This window comes from Allobosea sp. FG18, assembly GCF_057809495.1.
In genome coordinates this window covers 105,229-118,342 of sequence record NZ_JBMDKB010000002.1, presented here as the reverse complement: position 1 = coordinate 118,342, position 13,114 = coordinate 105,229, and the positions used below count along the sequence as shown (strand labels likewise).

Sequence of the window (13,114 nt, the reverse complement as noted above, 5' to 3'; positions counted from 1 at the left end):
GGGATGACACCAAGCTTAAGCGGCAAAAGCCTCGTCGAGGAAGGCGTTGAGCTGGGCGAGATGTTTGGACATCAGGCCGGTCGCGGTCGCGGCCGAGGCCGGGCGGCCGACATAGCGCGGACGCTTCGACTTCGAGCCGGCATGGCCGAGCACCCATTCCAGATAGGGCTCGACGAAGGTCCAGGAGCCCATGTTCTTCGGCTCCTCCTGGCACCAGACCACGTCGGCGCCCTTGAAGCGCGCCAGCTCCTGAGCCAGCGTCTTCAGCGGGAACGGATAGAGCTGCTCGACGCGCATCAGGTAGACATCGTCGACGCCGCGCTTCTCGCGCTCCTCCAGCAGGTCGAAATAGACCTTGCCCGAGCAGAGCACGACGCGGCGGATCTTCGAGTCCTTGACCAGCTTGGTGGTCGACTTGCCGCGCTCGGCATCGTCAGCCAGCACGCGGTGGAAGGTCGAGCCCTCGGCGAGGTCGGCGAGGTCGGAGATGCAGCGCTTGTGGCGCAGCAGCGACTTCGGCGTCATCAGGATCAGCGGCTTGCGGAAGTCGCGCTTCAGCTGGCGGCGCAGGATGTGGAAGTAGCTCGCGGGCGTCGAGCAGTTCGCCACCTGCATGTTGTCCTCAGCGCACATCTGCAGGAAGCGCTCGAGGCGGGCGGAGGAGTGCTCCGGACCCTGGCCCTCGTAGCCATGCGGCAGCAGGCAGACGAGGCCCGACATGCGCAGCCACTTGCGCTCGCCCGACGAGATGAACTGGTCGAACACGACCTGCGCGCCGTTGGCGAAGTCGCCGAACTGCGCTTCCCACATCGTCAGAGCGTTCGGCTCCGACAGGGTGTAGCCGTATTCGAAGCCGAGCACGGCCTCTTCCGAGAGCATCGAGTTGATGACCTCGTAGCGGGGCTGGTCCTCGCGGATATGGTTCAGCGAGGTGTGGCGGGCTTCGGTCTCCTGATCGATCAGCACCGAATGGCGCTGCGAGAAGGTGCCGCGTTCGCAATCCTGGCCGGAGAGGCGCACCGGATTGCCGTCGAGCAGCAGCGAGCCGAAGGCCAGCGCCTCGGCGGTCGCCCAGTCGATGCCCTCGCCGCTCTCGACCGCCTTCTTGCGGTTGTCGAGGAAGCGCTGGATCGTCTTGTGGACGTTGAAGCCGGCCGGGACGGCCGTGATCTTCTCGGTGATCTCCCTGAGCACCGCCGCCGGCACACCGGTGGCGCCGCGGCGCGGGTCGTCCTCGTCGGCGCGGATCGCCTTCATGCCGGCCCAGCGGCCATCGAGCCAGTCGGCCTTGTTCGGCTTGAAGGCCTGGCCGGCGTCGAACTCGATTTCCAGCTTGCCCTTCCAGGCGGCACGCATTTCGTCGAGCTCGCCGGCGGTGATCACGCCCTCGGCCTCGAGCTTGGCGCCGTAGAGCTCCAGCGTCGACTTGTGGCCGCGGATCTTGCGGTACATCAGCGGCTGGGTGAAGCCCGGCTCGTCGCCTTCGTTATGGCCGAAGCGGCGATAGCAGAACATGTCGATCACGACCGGCTTGTGGAATTTCTGCCGGAACTCGATCGCGACCTTGGCGGCGAAGACCACCGCTTCCGGATCGTCGCCGTTCACATGGAAGACCGGAGCCTCCACCATCTTCGCCACGTCGGACGGATAGGGCGAGGAGCGCGAATAGCGCGGATAGGTGGTGAAGCCGATCTGGTTGTTGATGATGAAATGCAGCGAGCCGCCGGTGCGGTGGCCCTTGAGGCCGGAGAGGCCGAGGCATTCCGCCACGACACCCTGGCCGGCGAAGGCCGCGTCGCCATGGATCAGCAGCGGCAGCACCTTGGAGCGCTCGACGATGTCGCCGAACTGGTCCTGCTTGGCGCGCACCTTGCCGAGCACGACGGGGTCGACGATCTCGAGATGCGACGGGTTGGCGGTCAGCGAGATATGGACGTTGTTGCCGTCGAACTCGCGATCGCTGGAAGCACCGAGATGGTACTTCACGTCGCCCGAGCCCTCGACGTCATCAGGCGCGAAGGAGCCGCCCTTGAACTCGTGGAACAGCGCGCGGTGCGGCTTGCCCAGAACCTGGGTCAGCACGTTGAGGCGGCCGCGATGGGCCATGCCGAAGACGATGTCGCGCACGCCGAGCGCGCCGCCGCGCTTGATGATCTGCTCCAGCGCCGGGACCAGCGCCTCGCCACCATCGAGGCCGAAGCGCTTGGTGCCGGTGAACTTGAGATCCAGGAACTTCTCGAAGCCCTCGGCCTCGACGAGCTTGTTCAGGATCGCCTTCTTGCCTTCCTTGGTGAAGGCAATCTCCTTGTCCGGCCCCTCGATGCGCTCCTGCAACCAGGCCTTCTGCTCGGGGTCGGAGATGTGCATGAACTCGACGCCGACCGTGCCGCAATAGGTCCGCTGCAGGATCGCGACCATCTCGCGGATCGAGGCGAACTCCATGCCGAGCACGTTGTCGATGAAGATCTTGCGGTCGAGGTCCGCGTCGGTGAAGCCGAAGGCGGCCGGCGACAGTTCCTCATGGTCGGTGCGGCTCTCGATCCCCAGCGGGTCGAGCTTGGCATGGAGATGGCCGCGCATCCGGTAGGCGCGGATCAGCATGATCGCGCGCACGGAATCGCGGGTCGCCTGCTGCACGTCGGCGGCGGAGAGCGCGGTGCCGGCAGCCTTGGCCTTGGCGCCGAGCTTGTCGGAGATCACCTTCTCGACGACGGCCCAGTTGCCGTCCAGCGCCGAGACCAGCTCGCCATTGGCGACGATCGGCCAGTTCGGCTTTTTCCAGGACGCGCCCTTGGCGTTCTGCAGGACGGCTTCCTTGTCGTCCTTCAGCGCGCCGAAGAAGCTCTGCCACTGCTCGTCGACCGACTTGGGATCGGCCTCGTAGCGGGCATAGAGGTCCTCGATATAGGCAGCGTTGCCGCCATAGAGGAAGCCGGTCTGCGCGAGAGCCTCGTTGATGTCCTGGCGAGCCATGATGCTCCTGCCTTCCTTCGCCGCTTAAGCCATGTCCGAACCCCTGCCCGGACATCCTTCATTCTGCCGTCATGCCCAGGCCTGCCCCGGGCAACTCCTCGGGATTTGGCGGCGCGTCATGGCCGGCTCAAGGCCAGTCATGACGCGCCAAAACGCCTCAGCCCTTCAACACTTCGACCAAGGTCTTTCCAAGGCGCGCCGGCGAGGGCGAGACCCGGATACCGGCCGCTTCCATCGCCGCGATCTTGTCCTCGGCGCCGCCCTTGCCGCCCGAGATGATCGCGCCGGCATGGCCCATGCGGCGGCCGGGAGGGGCCGTGCGGCCGGCGATGAAGCCGACCATCGGCTTCTTGCGGCCGCGCTTGGCCTCGTCCTTGATGAACTGCGCCGCGTCCTCTTCGGCCGAGCCGCCGATCTCGCCGATCATGACGATCGACTCGGTCTTGTCGTCGGCCAGGAACATCTCGAGCATGTCGATGAACTCGGTGCCCTTGACCGGGTCGCCGCCGATGCCGACGGCCGTGGTCTGGCCGAGGCCCTCGTTCGTGGTCTGGAACACCGCCTCATAGGTCAGCGTGCCCGAGCGCGAGACGATGCCGACATTGCCCGGCTTGAAGATGTTCGCCGGCATGATGCCGATCTTCGACTGGCCGGCGGTGACGACGCCGGGGCAGTTCGGGCCGATCAGGCGGGTCTTGGAGCCGACCAGCGAACGCTTGACGCGGACCATGTCGAGCACCGGGATGCCCTCGGTGATGCAGATCACCAGCGGGATCTCGGCATCGATCGCCTCGCAGATCGCGTCCGCAGCGCCCGGAGGCGGCACGTAGACGACCGAAGCGTCGGCGCCGGTCTTGGCCTTGGCCTCGTGCACGCTGTCGAAGACGGGCAGGCCGAGATGGAGCGAGCCGCCCTTGCCCGGCGAGGTGCCGCCGACCATCTGCGTGCCATAGGCGATCGCCTGCTCGGAGTGGAAGGTCCCGTTCTTGCCGGTGAAGCCCTGGCAGATGACCTTGGTGTTCTTGTCGATCAGGATGGACATGTCTGCTCCTCAGGCCTTCTTGATCGCGGCGACGATCTTCTGCGCGGCGTCGTCGAGGTCGTCGGCGGGGATGACGTTGAGGCCGGACTCGCGGATGATCTGCTTGCCTTCCTCGACATTCGTGCCTTCGAGACGCACGACCAGCGGAACCTGAAGGCCGACGGCCTTCACCGCGGCGATGACGCCGCGCGCGATGACGTCGCACTTCATGATGCCGCCGAAGATGTTGACGAGGATGCCCTTCACCTTCGGGTCGGCGGTGATGATCTTGAACGCCGCCGTCACCTTCTCTTCGGAGGCACCGCCGCCGACGTCGAGGAAGTTGGCGGGCGATTCCCCATAGAGCTGGATGATGTCGAGCGTCGCCATGGCGAGGCCGGCGCCGTTGACCATGCAGCCGATCGTGCCGTCGAGCGCGATATAGGCGAGGTCGTATTTGGAGGCCTCGATCTCCTTCTCGTCCTCTTCAGTCGTATCGCGGAGCGCAACGACCTCGGGGTGACGATAGAGCGAGTTCGAGTCGAACGAGACCTTGGCGTCCAGGCACTTGAGCTGGCCCTGGGTGGTCACGATCAGCGGGTTGATCTCCAGCATGTCCATGTCCTTGGCCACGAACGCGTTGTAGATCTGGCCGAGCACGGTGCCGGCCTGCTTGGCGAGGTCGCCCTTCAATCCGAGGATGCGCGCCATGGCGCGGCCGTGATGCGGCATGATGCCGGTGGCCGGATCGACCGAGAAGGTCTCGATCTTCTCGGGCGTGTCATGGGCGACGGCCTCGATGTCCATGCCACCCTCGGTCGAAACGACAAAGGCGATGCGCGAGGTCTCGCGGTCGACCAGAGCCGAGAGGTAGAACTCCTTCTCGATGTCCGAGCCGTCCTCGATATAGAGGCGGTTGACCTGCTTGCCGGCCTCGCCGGTCTGGATCGTGACCAGCGTGTTGCCGAGCATTTCCTTGGCGTGGGCCTCGACCTCGGCCACCGACTTGGCGAGGCGAACGCCGCCCTTGGCATCGGCCGGCAGTTCCTTGAACTTGCCCTTGCCGCGCCCGCCGGCGTGGATCTGCGACTTCACGACGTAAAGCGGCCCCGGCAGCTTCTTGGCGGCCTCGACCGCCTCCGCCACCGTCAGCGCCGGGAAACCGGCCGAAACGGGCGCGCCGAATTCCTTGAGGATGGCTTTGCCCTGGTATTCGTGGATGTTCATGTGCTCGGTTTCCCTGACAGCGACCGAAAATTGACGAAAGGGCGGCCGCGCGTATCCGCGCCGCCGCCCTTGCTTAAATCACGCGAGTGACGAGTCGATGTTCTTGCAGGCGTCGATCAGGCCCTGCACCGAAGCCACCGACTTCGCCAGCATCTCCTTCTCGGCGCCGTTGAGGCGGATCTTGACGACGCGCTCGACGCCCTTGGCACCGATCACGACGGGAACGCCGACGAACATGTCCTTGACGCCATACTGGCCCTTCAGCGCAGCCGCCGCCGGCAGGACGCGCTTCTGGTCCTTGAGATAGCTCTCGGCCATCGCGATCGCGGAGGCAGCCGGGGCATAGAAGGCCGAGCCGGTCTTGAGCAGGTTGACGATCTCGCCGCCGCCCTTGCGGGTGCGCTCGACGATGGCGTCCAGCTTCTCCTGCGTGGTCCACTTCATCTTGACGAGGTCCGGCAGCGGGATGCCGGCGACGCCCGAGTAGCGAACCAGCGGCACCATGTCGTCGCCATGGCCGCCGAGCACGAAGGCCGAGACGTCCTTGACCGAAACGTTGAACTCCTCGGCGAGGAAGTGGCGGAAGCGGGCGCTATCGAGCACGCCGGCCATGCCGCAGATCATGTTGGGCTTCAGGCCCGAGAACTTCTGGAGCGCCCAGACCATCGCGTCGAGCGGGTTGGTGATGCAGATCACGAAGGCCTTCGGGGCGTACTGCTTGATGCCTTCGCCGACCGACTTCATTACCTTGAGGTTGATGCCGATCAGGTCGTCGCGGCTCATGCCGGGCTTACGCGGCACGCCGGCGGTGACGATGATCACGTCGGCGCCCTTGATGTCCTCGTAGGAGTTCGTGCCCTTGTAGCCGGCGTCGAAGCCGTCGACCGGGGCGGACTCGGCGATGTCCAGGCCCTTGCCCTGCGGAATGCCCTCGGCGATGTCGAACAGGACGATGTCGCCCAGTTCCTTGAGGCCGGCGAGGTGAGCGAGCGTGCCGCCGATCTGGCCGGAGCCGATGAGGGCGATCTTCTTACGGGCCATTGCCTAGTCCTTTGTTTCTGGCGCGACCATCGATCCGGCCTTTGCCGGCTTCGACATTCAAAATGCCTTGGCGCTGCGACAGGTCAGCTCCCCGGAGGGAGCCGGCCAAACCGTGCGTTCCTTTGGCCCAAACCGGCCTTTTGCCGCAACCCTCGCCGCAAAAGCGGCTTTTCTCGGGCACCGGACGCCTCGCGCGACATCGCGCGAGGCCGGCTTATATTTTTCAATAACTTAGAAGAGGCAGATAATCACACTCGGTTCCACGAGGAACGAAATCCGGCAATTACAATTTACAGAAACTGTAATTCGTCACCAGATTATTCACACGATCCCGCTGCCGAGCACCCGCAGGATCACGCGGATCAGGGTCGAGAGCCGCGTATCGACCGAGGCCTGCGGCACGTCCGCCTCCAGCGCGAGCGAGGCCGGATGGATGAAGCGGTTGGTGGCGTCGATGACGAAGGCGATCGCCCGGTCGCGGTCGCGCGGCTCGAACACGCCGGTCGCCATGCCCTCGTCGACCACCCGTTCGAACAGGGCGCGCACGCGCGTGCGGTTGCGCCGGCTGATTGCGTGCCGCTTGGCCACCGCCAGCGACAAGGCCGCGAAGAGATGCGGCTCCTCGGTCAGCAGGTCGCGATTGGCCTTGGCCAGCGCCAGGATCAGGCGCTCGAGCTTGTCGTCGGCCGGGTCGGGTCCGTCGGCGACATCGGCGAGCCGGCGCTCGGTCGCCTTCAGCCAGACATCGACGACGGCGTCGATCAGCGCGCCCTTGGAGGGAAAGTAGCGATAGACATTGGCATGGGTCATGCCCGCCTCTTCCGCCACCGCGACGACGGTGAAGCGCTTCAGCCCGAACTTGCGCAGATGCTCGCCGGCGACCGTGAGGATGCGGGTCTCGCTCGGTTCGCGCTGCGGCATCGTCAGGTCTCCACCAGCCCCGTCGTATCCCCGCTCGCCGTGGAATCCGGCCGGCCATGCGGCATCGCCAGATACTCCTCGGAGCGCATCTCGATCAGGCGGGAGACGGTGCGGTCGAACTCGAAGGCCTCGCGCCCCTTGTTCGCGCGATAGAGCTCATGCGGTTCGGCCGCCGCCGAGGCGACGAGCTTCACATGATGCTCATAGAGCGTGTCGATCAGGATGATGAAGCGCTTGGCCTCGTTGCGTCGGTCGAAATCGAGGATCGGGATATCGTCGAGCACCAGCATATGGAAGCGCTGTGCCAGCGCGATGTAGTCGGAAGCGCCATAGGCCTGCGCGCAGAGATCGGCGAAACCCGCCCGCGCCACGCCGCCGGCCGCCTGCGGCAGGACGAGATCGTGGCCCTGCACGGTGAGGACCGTACGCTGGCCCTGCGCCTTGCCCGACAGCGCCTTGAAGGCGGTATCGAGCGCAGCCTTCGCCTTCTCGTCGGCCGGGGCATGATAGACCGGCGCACCGCCCAGCTTCTCCAGCCGGAAATCGGTGCGCGCATCGAGCTTGAGCACCTCGACCTTGGTCTGCAGCAACGCGATGAAGGGCAGGAACAGCGCCCGGTTGAGCCCGCCCTCATAGAGCCGCGACGGCTCGACATTCGAAGTCGCGACCACCACCACGCCCGCCGCGAACAGCGCCGTGAACAGCCGCCCGAGAATCATCGCATCGGCGATATCGGTGACGGTGAACTCGTCGAAGCAGAGCAGATAGGCCTCTTCCGCCAGCGCGGCCGCAACCGGCGCGATCGGATCGGCGTCCTTGACCTCGCCGCTCTTGATCTTTTGGCGGAAGGCATTGATGCGGCCATGGACGTCGGCGAGGAATTCGTGGAAATGCACGCGGCGCTTGCGCTTCACCGGCGCTGCCTCGAAGAACATGTCCATCAGCATGGTCTTGCCGCGGCCGACCGAGCCCCAGACATAGAGCCCCTTCGGCACCGCCGCCGTGTCTGGCTTCTTGCCGAAGAGCCAGCCGAGCGCGCTGCCCTTGCGGGCCAGGCGCCGGGCGGCAAGCGTTTCGGTCAGCGCCTGGAGCTTCTTGACCACCGCGACCTGCGCGGGATCGCGCTCGATGGCGCCCGCCTCGACCAGGGCGGCATAACGGTCGGTGATCGAGGCTGACATGACGGCGGGCGCTGGCGATCCAGAAAAGACCTCACCGGGTTACGGCAGCCCTGCCCTCATCGCAAGCCCGCCGAGCACTCGCGGCGAAAGGCCTTACGCCGTCGGAGTTGCGACGAAGTCGCGTGTGCGCGCCTGCTTCGCTGCGACGAGGATGATCCGGGGCGCTCCCTGCTCGACGATCTCGCCGCCCTTCATGAAGGCGATGTCGTCGGCGACCTCGCGCAGGAAGCTAGGCTCATGCGTCGCCACGATCATGGTCAGGCCCGAGCCTGCAAGCCCGCGGATCACATCGAGAACCTCGCCCGCGGCGTCCGGATCGAGCCCGGCCATCGGTTCGTCCAGCAGCATCAGCCGCGGCCTCGCCGCCATCGCCCGCGCGATGGCGAGGCGTTGCCGCTGCCCGCCCGGGAGTTCACTCGGATAGGAATCGCGCCGATCTGCCAGCCCGACCCTCTCCAGCGCCGCCATCGCCTCCATGACGATCTCCCTGCGCGGCCGCCTCAGCAGGGCGAGCGGCCCCTCGATGACATGCTGCAGGGCGGTCATATGGTCGAGCAATTCCGGGCGCTGCGACACCATGCCGATGGTTGGGTGACGGCGCGCGCTCTCCGGTTCGACCGGCTCTCCGTCGATCTCGATCGAACCCTGATCGATCGCCTCGCTTTGACCGATGCAGCGCAGTAGCGTCGATTTGCCCGCACCCGGCGGCCCGATGATGCACTGGACCTGCCCTGGTTCGACCGCGAGCGAGACGTCGTTCAGTGCGATCTGCGGGCCAAAGCGCTTACTCACACGCGTGATCGTGACGGCAGCGCCTTCCGCCTTCGTGATCTGCGCCGCGCTCAACGTCGCGCCCTCCCGCGCTGCTCTTCAAGAATGGCTTTGGAGGCCATAGCGCCCGATCTTCGGCAAGGCCAGCCCGGCGAAACCTCCCGCTCGCCCGCGCGTTGTCGCGAAGGAGGACGCGCCATGCACACCATTCTGCCTGCCCCGGACCATGTCGCCGCCTATCGCCTGTCGCGGACGCTGACGGCTGAGGATATCGACGCGATCGTAGCCGATATCGAGGCACGGCTGACCCGCCACGAGAAGCTCGGCATCCTCGCCGACATGACCGATTTCACCGACATGACACTCGCCGCGGCCTGGAAGGACGCGCGCTACAGCATCGGCAAGCTCTGGGAGCTCAGGCGCTTTCCGAAGGAGGCCGTAATCACCGACAGGGGCTGGCTCGCCGGCTTCGTCGATCTGCTCGACCCGGCGATCCCCTTCGTCAAGGTCCGCGCCTTCAAGCCCGAGGACTATGACAAGGCGCTGAGCTGGGTCGGCGATATCGAGGGCGGGCCGGACGCCTGAGGCTTACGCGGCTCCGCTGCGCGCGAAGGTCTCGTCGAAGGCGTAGCCCGCGCCGCGCACGGTGCGCAGCGGGTCCTTGGCATCACCCGGCGTGATCGCCTTGCGCAAACGCCCGACATGGACGTCCACCGTGCGCTCGTCGATATAGACGTCGCGGCCCCAGACTGCGTCGAGGAGCTGCGCGCGCGAATAGACCCGGCCCGGCGCCTGCATCAGGAATTCCAGCAGGCGGAACTCGGTCGGCCCGAGATGCAGTTCGCTCCCCGCCCGCCGGACACGCCGCGTCGTGCGGTCGAGTTCGAGGTCGCCGGCCGCGAGCAGGCCGGCGACGTGACCGGGCTTCGCCCTGCGCAGCAGCGCCTGGATGCGCGCGATCAGCTCCGGCAGCGAGAAGGGCTTGACGACATAGTCGTCGGCGCCGGTCGCAAGGCCACGAACCCGCTCGGTCTCCTCGCCGCGCGCCGTCAACATGATGATCGGCACGCGCTCGGTATCGCGCCGCGAGCGCAGGCGCCGGCAGAGTTCGATGCCGGACAGGCCCGGCAGCATCCAGTCAAGCAGGACGAGATCGGGCGTGTGATCGCGCAGGTGCAGTTCCGCATCGTCCCCGCGCGCGACGCTGTCCACCTCGAAGCCCTCGGCCTCGAGGTTGTAGCGCAGCAGCAGGGTGAGCGGCTCCTCGTCCTCGACGATCAGGATGCGTGCGGCCATGCTTCTTTTCCGTCCGTCATTCGAGCCTGCCGTCATGCTCGCCCCTGTGGCGAGCATCCACGTCTTGAACGGCACCTGCCAGGACGAAGACGTGGATGGTCGGGACAAGCCCGACCATGACGGAAAGGCTACGGCACTTCGTGTTCGTTCAGTTTCCCGTCACCGCTTCGACCTCGATATTGGTCGTATCGAGCTTGGGACGGTTCACATCGAGGGAATCGCCGGTGACGAGGTAATGGATGGTCTCGGCGATATTGGTGGTGTGGTCGCCGATGCGCTCGATGTTCTTCGCGCAGAACAGCAGATGCGTGCAGAAGGTGATGTTGCGCGGATCTTCCATCATGTAGGTCAGGAGTTCGCGGAACAGCGAGGTGTAGAGCGCGTCGATCTCGTCGTCGCGCTTCCAGACCTCGAGCGCCTTCTGCTCGTTGGTCGCGGCATAGGCGTCGAGCACGTCCTTGAGCTGGGCCTGCACGAGACGGCTGATATGCTCGAGGCCGACGACCGCGCGATGCGGCGGCTGGAACTGCCCGGCGATGGCGACGGCGCGCTTGGCGATGTTCTTGGCGAGATCGCCGACGCGCTCGATGTCGGAAGCGAGGCGGATCGCCGAGATCAGCTCGCGCAGATCCTGCGCCAGCGGCTGGCGCCGGGCGATGGTGAGCACGGCCTTCTCCTCGACCTCGCGCTGGAGATTGTCGAGGCGCTGGTCGGCCGAGATGATCTTCTGGGCGAGCGCGGTGTCGCGGCGAACGAGCGCGACCGTGGAATCGCCCAGCATGCGCTCGGCCATGCCGCCCATTTCGGCAAGGCTGCGGCGGATGCCTTCGAGATCGGTGTCGTAGGAGCGGACGATATGGTCGGTCATGGCGTTGTCCTCCGGCACATCGGGCCGAAAAGTGGAAACCGGTTTTCGGGCAAGCCGATGCGAAACTAAATGTCGCTTAGCCGAAACGGCCGGTGACGTAGTCCTGGGTCTGCTTCTTGGCGGGGTTCATGAAGATCGTGTTGGTCGGCGCGAACTCGATGACCTCGCCGAGATACATGAACGCCGTGTACTGCGAGATGCGCGCCGCCTGCTGCATGTTGTGCGTGACGATCGCGATGGTGAAGTCGCTCTTGAGCTGCTCCAGCAGGTCCTCGATCTTGCCGGTCGAGATCGGGTCGAGCGCCGAGGTCGGCTCGTCGAACAGGATCACCTCCGGCTTCTGCGCGATGGTGCGGGCGATGCACAGGCGCTGCTGCTGGCCGCCGGAGAGGCCCATGCCCGAGCTCTTCAGCTTGTCCTTGACCTCGTCCCAGAGCGCGGCACGGCGCAGGGCACCCTCGACGCGGTCGTCGAGCTCCGATTTCGGCGGCTTCTCGTAGAGGCGGATGCCGAAGGCGACGTTGTCGTAGATCGACATCGGGAACGGCGTCGGCTTCTGGAAAACCATGCCGACGCGCGAGCGCAGCTCGTTCACATCGACGTCCTTGCCGATGATGTTGCGGCCATCGAGCATGATCTCGCCTTCGGCGCGCTGCTCCGGATAAAGCGAGTAGATGCGGTTGAAGATGCGCAGCAGGGTCGACTTGCCGCAGCCCGACGGGCCGATCAGCGCCGTGACGTGGCGGTCGCGGAAGTCGAGATTGATGTTCTTCAGCGCCTTGTGCTCGCCGTAGTAGAAATCGAGGTTCTTCACCGCGATCCGGACGGGCGCCTCGGCATCGAGCGACTGGGGGGAGAGTTCAAGGGTCGAAAGCATCGACATGGGTCCTCAAGGTCGGTCGCGACCGGGTTGGTTTCAGGCTCACTTGCTGCCGGCGACGATGCGCCGGGCAATGATCGAGAGCACGAGGATCGAGACGGTGATGATGAGCGAGCCGGCCCAGGCGAGCTGCTGCCAGTTCTCGTAAGGGGCGGAGGCGAACTGGTAGATCGTCACCGGCAGGTTCGAGACGCCGCCGACCAGCGTCGGCGAGAACCAGAAATTGTTGTTGAGCGCGGTGAAGAGCAGCGGCGCGGTCTCGCCGGCGATGCGGGCGAGCGCCAAGAGGATGCCGGTGACCATGCCGGCCTTGGCCGCGCGCCAGGTCACCGAGGTGATGACGACGGAGGGCGGCGCGCCGAGCGCGGCGCCGGCTTCACGCAGCGGACCGGGCACGAGGTTCAGCATGTCCTCGGTGGTGCGCACGATGACCGGGATCGCGATGATGCCGAGCGCGACGCCGCCGGCCCAACCGGAATAACCGCGGAACGGCTCGACCAGGATGACGTAGACGAACAGGCCGATCAGGATCGACGGTGCCGAGAGCAGGATGTCGTTGATGAAGCGGATCAGGTTGGCGAGCTTCGAGCCGCGGCCGTATTCCGCAAGCCAGGTCCCGGCCAGCACGCCGATCGGCGTGGCGATCGCGATGCCGAGGAAGGTCAGCACGAAGGAGCCGACGATGGCGTTGGCGATGCCGCCGCCTTCCGTGCCGGGGCCGGGCGTCACCGCCGTGAAGGTCGCGATCGAAAGGCCGCCGACGCCCTTCACCACGAGCATGCCGAGGATCCAGAACAGCACGAAGATGGCGATGAAGGTGAAGCCGGTGGCGATGACCTTCATCAGCCGGTCGGCGGTGCGGCGCGACTGGCGCACGCGCCCCCAGGGCTGATAAGGCAGTTCGCGAGGCGTGGTCGTCATGGTCATGGGGTTGA

The 13,114-nt window shown here is 65.9% G+C and carries 12 protein-coding genes; 1 reads left to right on the top strand and 11 read right to left on the bottom strand.

Features of this window, described 5'->3' with window-relative positions:
* Positions 1-15 precede the first annotated feature (15 nt).
* From ACODTJ_RS02740 to ACODTJ_RS02710, 7 genes are all read right to left on the bottom strand, one after another.
* Entirely contained in the window at positions 16-2,973 is a 2,958-nt protein-coding gene (locus ACODTJ_RS02740) for a 2-oxoglutarate dehydrogenase E1 component (protein WP_454655704.1), read from the bottom strand.
* Positions 2,974-3,130: 157 nt separating this feature from the next.
* Positions 3,131-4,015: a succinate--CoA ligase subunit alpha gene (gene sucD, locus ACODTJ_RS02735; RefSeq protein ID WP_047577032.1), complete on the bottom strand. Its 885-nt coding sequence runs from the start codon at positions 4,013-4,015 to the stop codon at positions 3,131-3,133.
* A 9-nt stretch (positions 4,016-4,024) separates the two neighbouring features.
* Positions 4,025-5,221, bottom strand: coding sequence for an ADP-forming succinate--CoA ligase subunit beta (gene sucC / locus ACODTJ_RS02730; protein WP_454655703.1), 1,197 nt, complete (start codon positions 5,219-5,221; stop codon positions 4,025-4,027).
* A 78-nt stretch (positions 5,222-5,299) separates the two neighbouring features.
* Positions 5,300-6,262, bottom strand: coding sequence for a malate dehydrogenase (gene mdh, locus ACODTJ_RS02725; RefSeq protein WP_257731091.1), 963 nt, complete (start codon positions 6,260-6,262; stop codon positions 5,300-5,302).
* A 321-nt stretch (positions 6,263-6,583) separates the two neighbouring features.
* The gene (locus tag ACODTJ_RS02720; RefSeq protein ID WP_061969969.1) at positions 6,584-7,183 is read right to left on the bottom strand and encodes a TetR/AcrR family transcriptional regulator; all 600 of its coding nucleotides are present in this window, start codon (positions 7,181-7,183) and stop codon (positions 6,584-6,586) included.
* A 2-nt stretch (positions 7,184-7,185) separates the two neighbouring features.
* Positions 7,186-8,364: a cell division protein ZapE gene (gene zapE, locus ACODTJ_RS02715; RefSeq protein WP_454655702.1), complete on the bottom strand. Its 1,179-nt coding sequence runs from the start codon at positions 8,362-8,364 to the stop codon at positions 7,186-7,188.
* Between the two features lie 93 nt (positions 8,365-8,457).
* Positions 8,458-9,210, bottom strand: coding sequence for an amino acid ABC transporter ATP-binding protein (locus tag ACODTJ_RS02710; protein WP_488847522.1), 753 nt, complete (start codon positions 9,208-9,210; stop codon positions 8,458-8,460).
* A gap of 123 nt (positions 9,211-9,333) precedes the next feature.
* On the opposite strand from ACODTJ_RS02710, the gene ACODTJ_RS02705 reads away from it, so the two are divergent.
* Entirely contained in the window at positions 9,334-9,720 is a 387-nt protein-coding gene (locus tag ACODTJ_RS02705) for a SpoIIAA family protein (RefSeq protein ID WP_454655700.1), read from the top strand.
* 3 nt (positions 9,721-9,723) lie between these two features.
* On the opposite strand, the gene phoB is transcribed toward ACODTJ_RS02705, so the two are convergent.
* The 4 genes from phoB to pstA form a co-directional block, all read right to left on the bottom strand.
* Positions 9,724-10,431: a phosphate regulon transcriptional regulator PhoB gene (gene phoB, locus ACODTJ_RS02700; protein WP_454655699.1), complete on the bottom strand. Its 708-nt coding sequence runs from the start codon at positions 10,429-10,431 to the stop codon at positions 9,724-9,726.
* 148 nt (positions 10,432-10,579) lie between these two features.
* Positions 10,580-11,299 (bottom strand): phosphate signaling complex protein PhoU, encoded by a 720-nt coding sequence (gene phoU, locus ACODTJ_RS02695; RefSeq protein ID WP_091856981.1) that lies wholly within the window; start codon positions 11,297-11,299, stop codon positions 10,580-10,582.
* A 76-nt stretch (positions 11,300-11,375) separates the two neighbouring features.
* The gene (pstB, locus tag ACODTJ_RS02690; protein ID WP_454655698.1) at positions 11,376-12,182 is read right to left on the bottom strand and encodes a phosphate ABC transporter ATP-binding protein PstB; all 807 of its coding nucleotides are present in this window, start codon (positions 12,180-12,182) and stop codon (positions 11,376-11,378) included.
* Between the two features lie 39 nt (positions 12,183-12,221).
* Positions 12,222-13,106, bottom strand: coding sequence for a phosphate ABC transporter permease PstA (pstA, locus tag ACODTJ_RS02685; protein WP_488847521.1), 885 nt, complete (start codon positions 13,104-13,106; stop codon positions 12,222-12,224).
* Between the last annotated feature and the right edge of the window lie 8 nt (positions 13,107-13,114).

What these genes read in the sequence shown, in the direction of transcription:
- pstB (WP_454655698.1), bottom strand. Translation starts at nt 12,182, where the DNA reads ATGTCGATGCTTTCGACCCTTGAACTCTCCCCCCAGTCGCTCGATGCC.
- pstA (WP_488847521.1), bottom strand. Translation starts at nt 13,106, where the DNA reads ATGACCATGACGACCACGCCTCGCGAACTGCCTTATCAGCCCTGGGGG.
- sucC (WP_454655703.1), bottom strand. Translation starts at nt 5,221, where the DNA reads ATGAACATCCACGAATACCAGGGCAAAGCCATCCTCAAGGAATTCGGC.
- sucD (WP_047577032.1), bottom strand. Translation starts at nt 4,015, where the DNA reads ATGTCCATCCTGATCGACAAGAACACCAAGGTCATCTGCCAGGGCTTC.
- ACODTJ_RS02740 (WP_454655704.1), bottom strand. Translation starts at nt 2,973, where the DNA reads ATGGCTCGCCAGGACATCAACGAGGCTCTCGCGCAGACCGGCTTCCTC.
- mdh (WP_257731091.1), bottom strand. Translation starts at nt 6,262, where the DNA reads ATGGCCCGTAAGAAGATCGCCCTCATCGGCTCCGGCCAGATCGGCGGC.
- zapE (WP_454655702.1), bottom strand. Translation starts at nt 8,364, where the DNA reads ATGTCAGCCTCGATCACCGACCGTTATGCCGCCCTGGTCGAGGCGGGC.
- phoB (WP_454655699.1), bottom strand. Translation starts at nt 10,431, where the DNA reads ATGGCCGCACGCATCCTGATCGTCGAGGACGAGGAGCCGCTCACCCTG.
- ACODTJ_RS02705 (WP_454655700.1), top strand. Translation starts at nt 9,334, where the DNA reads ATGCACACCATTCTGCCTGCCCCGGACCATGTCGCCGCCTATCGCCTG.
- phoU (WP_091856981.1), bottom strand. Translation starts at nt 11,299, where the DNA reads ATGACCGACCATATCGTCCGCTCCTACGACACCGATCTCGAAGGCATC.
- ACODTJ_RS02720 (WP_061969969.1), bottom strand. Translation starts at nt 7,183, where the DNA reads ATGCCGCAGCGCGAACCGAGCGAGACCCGCATCCTCACGGTCGCCGGC.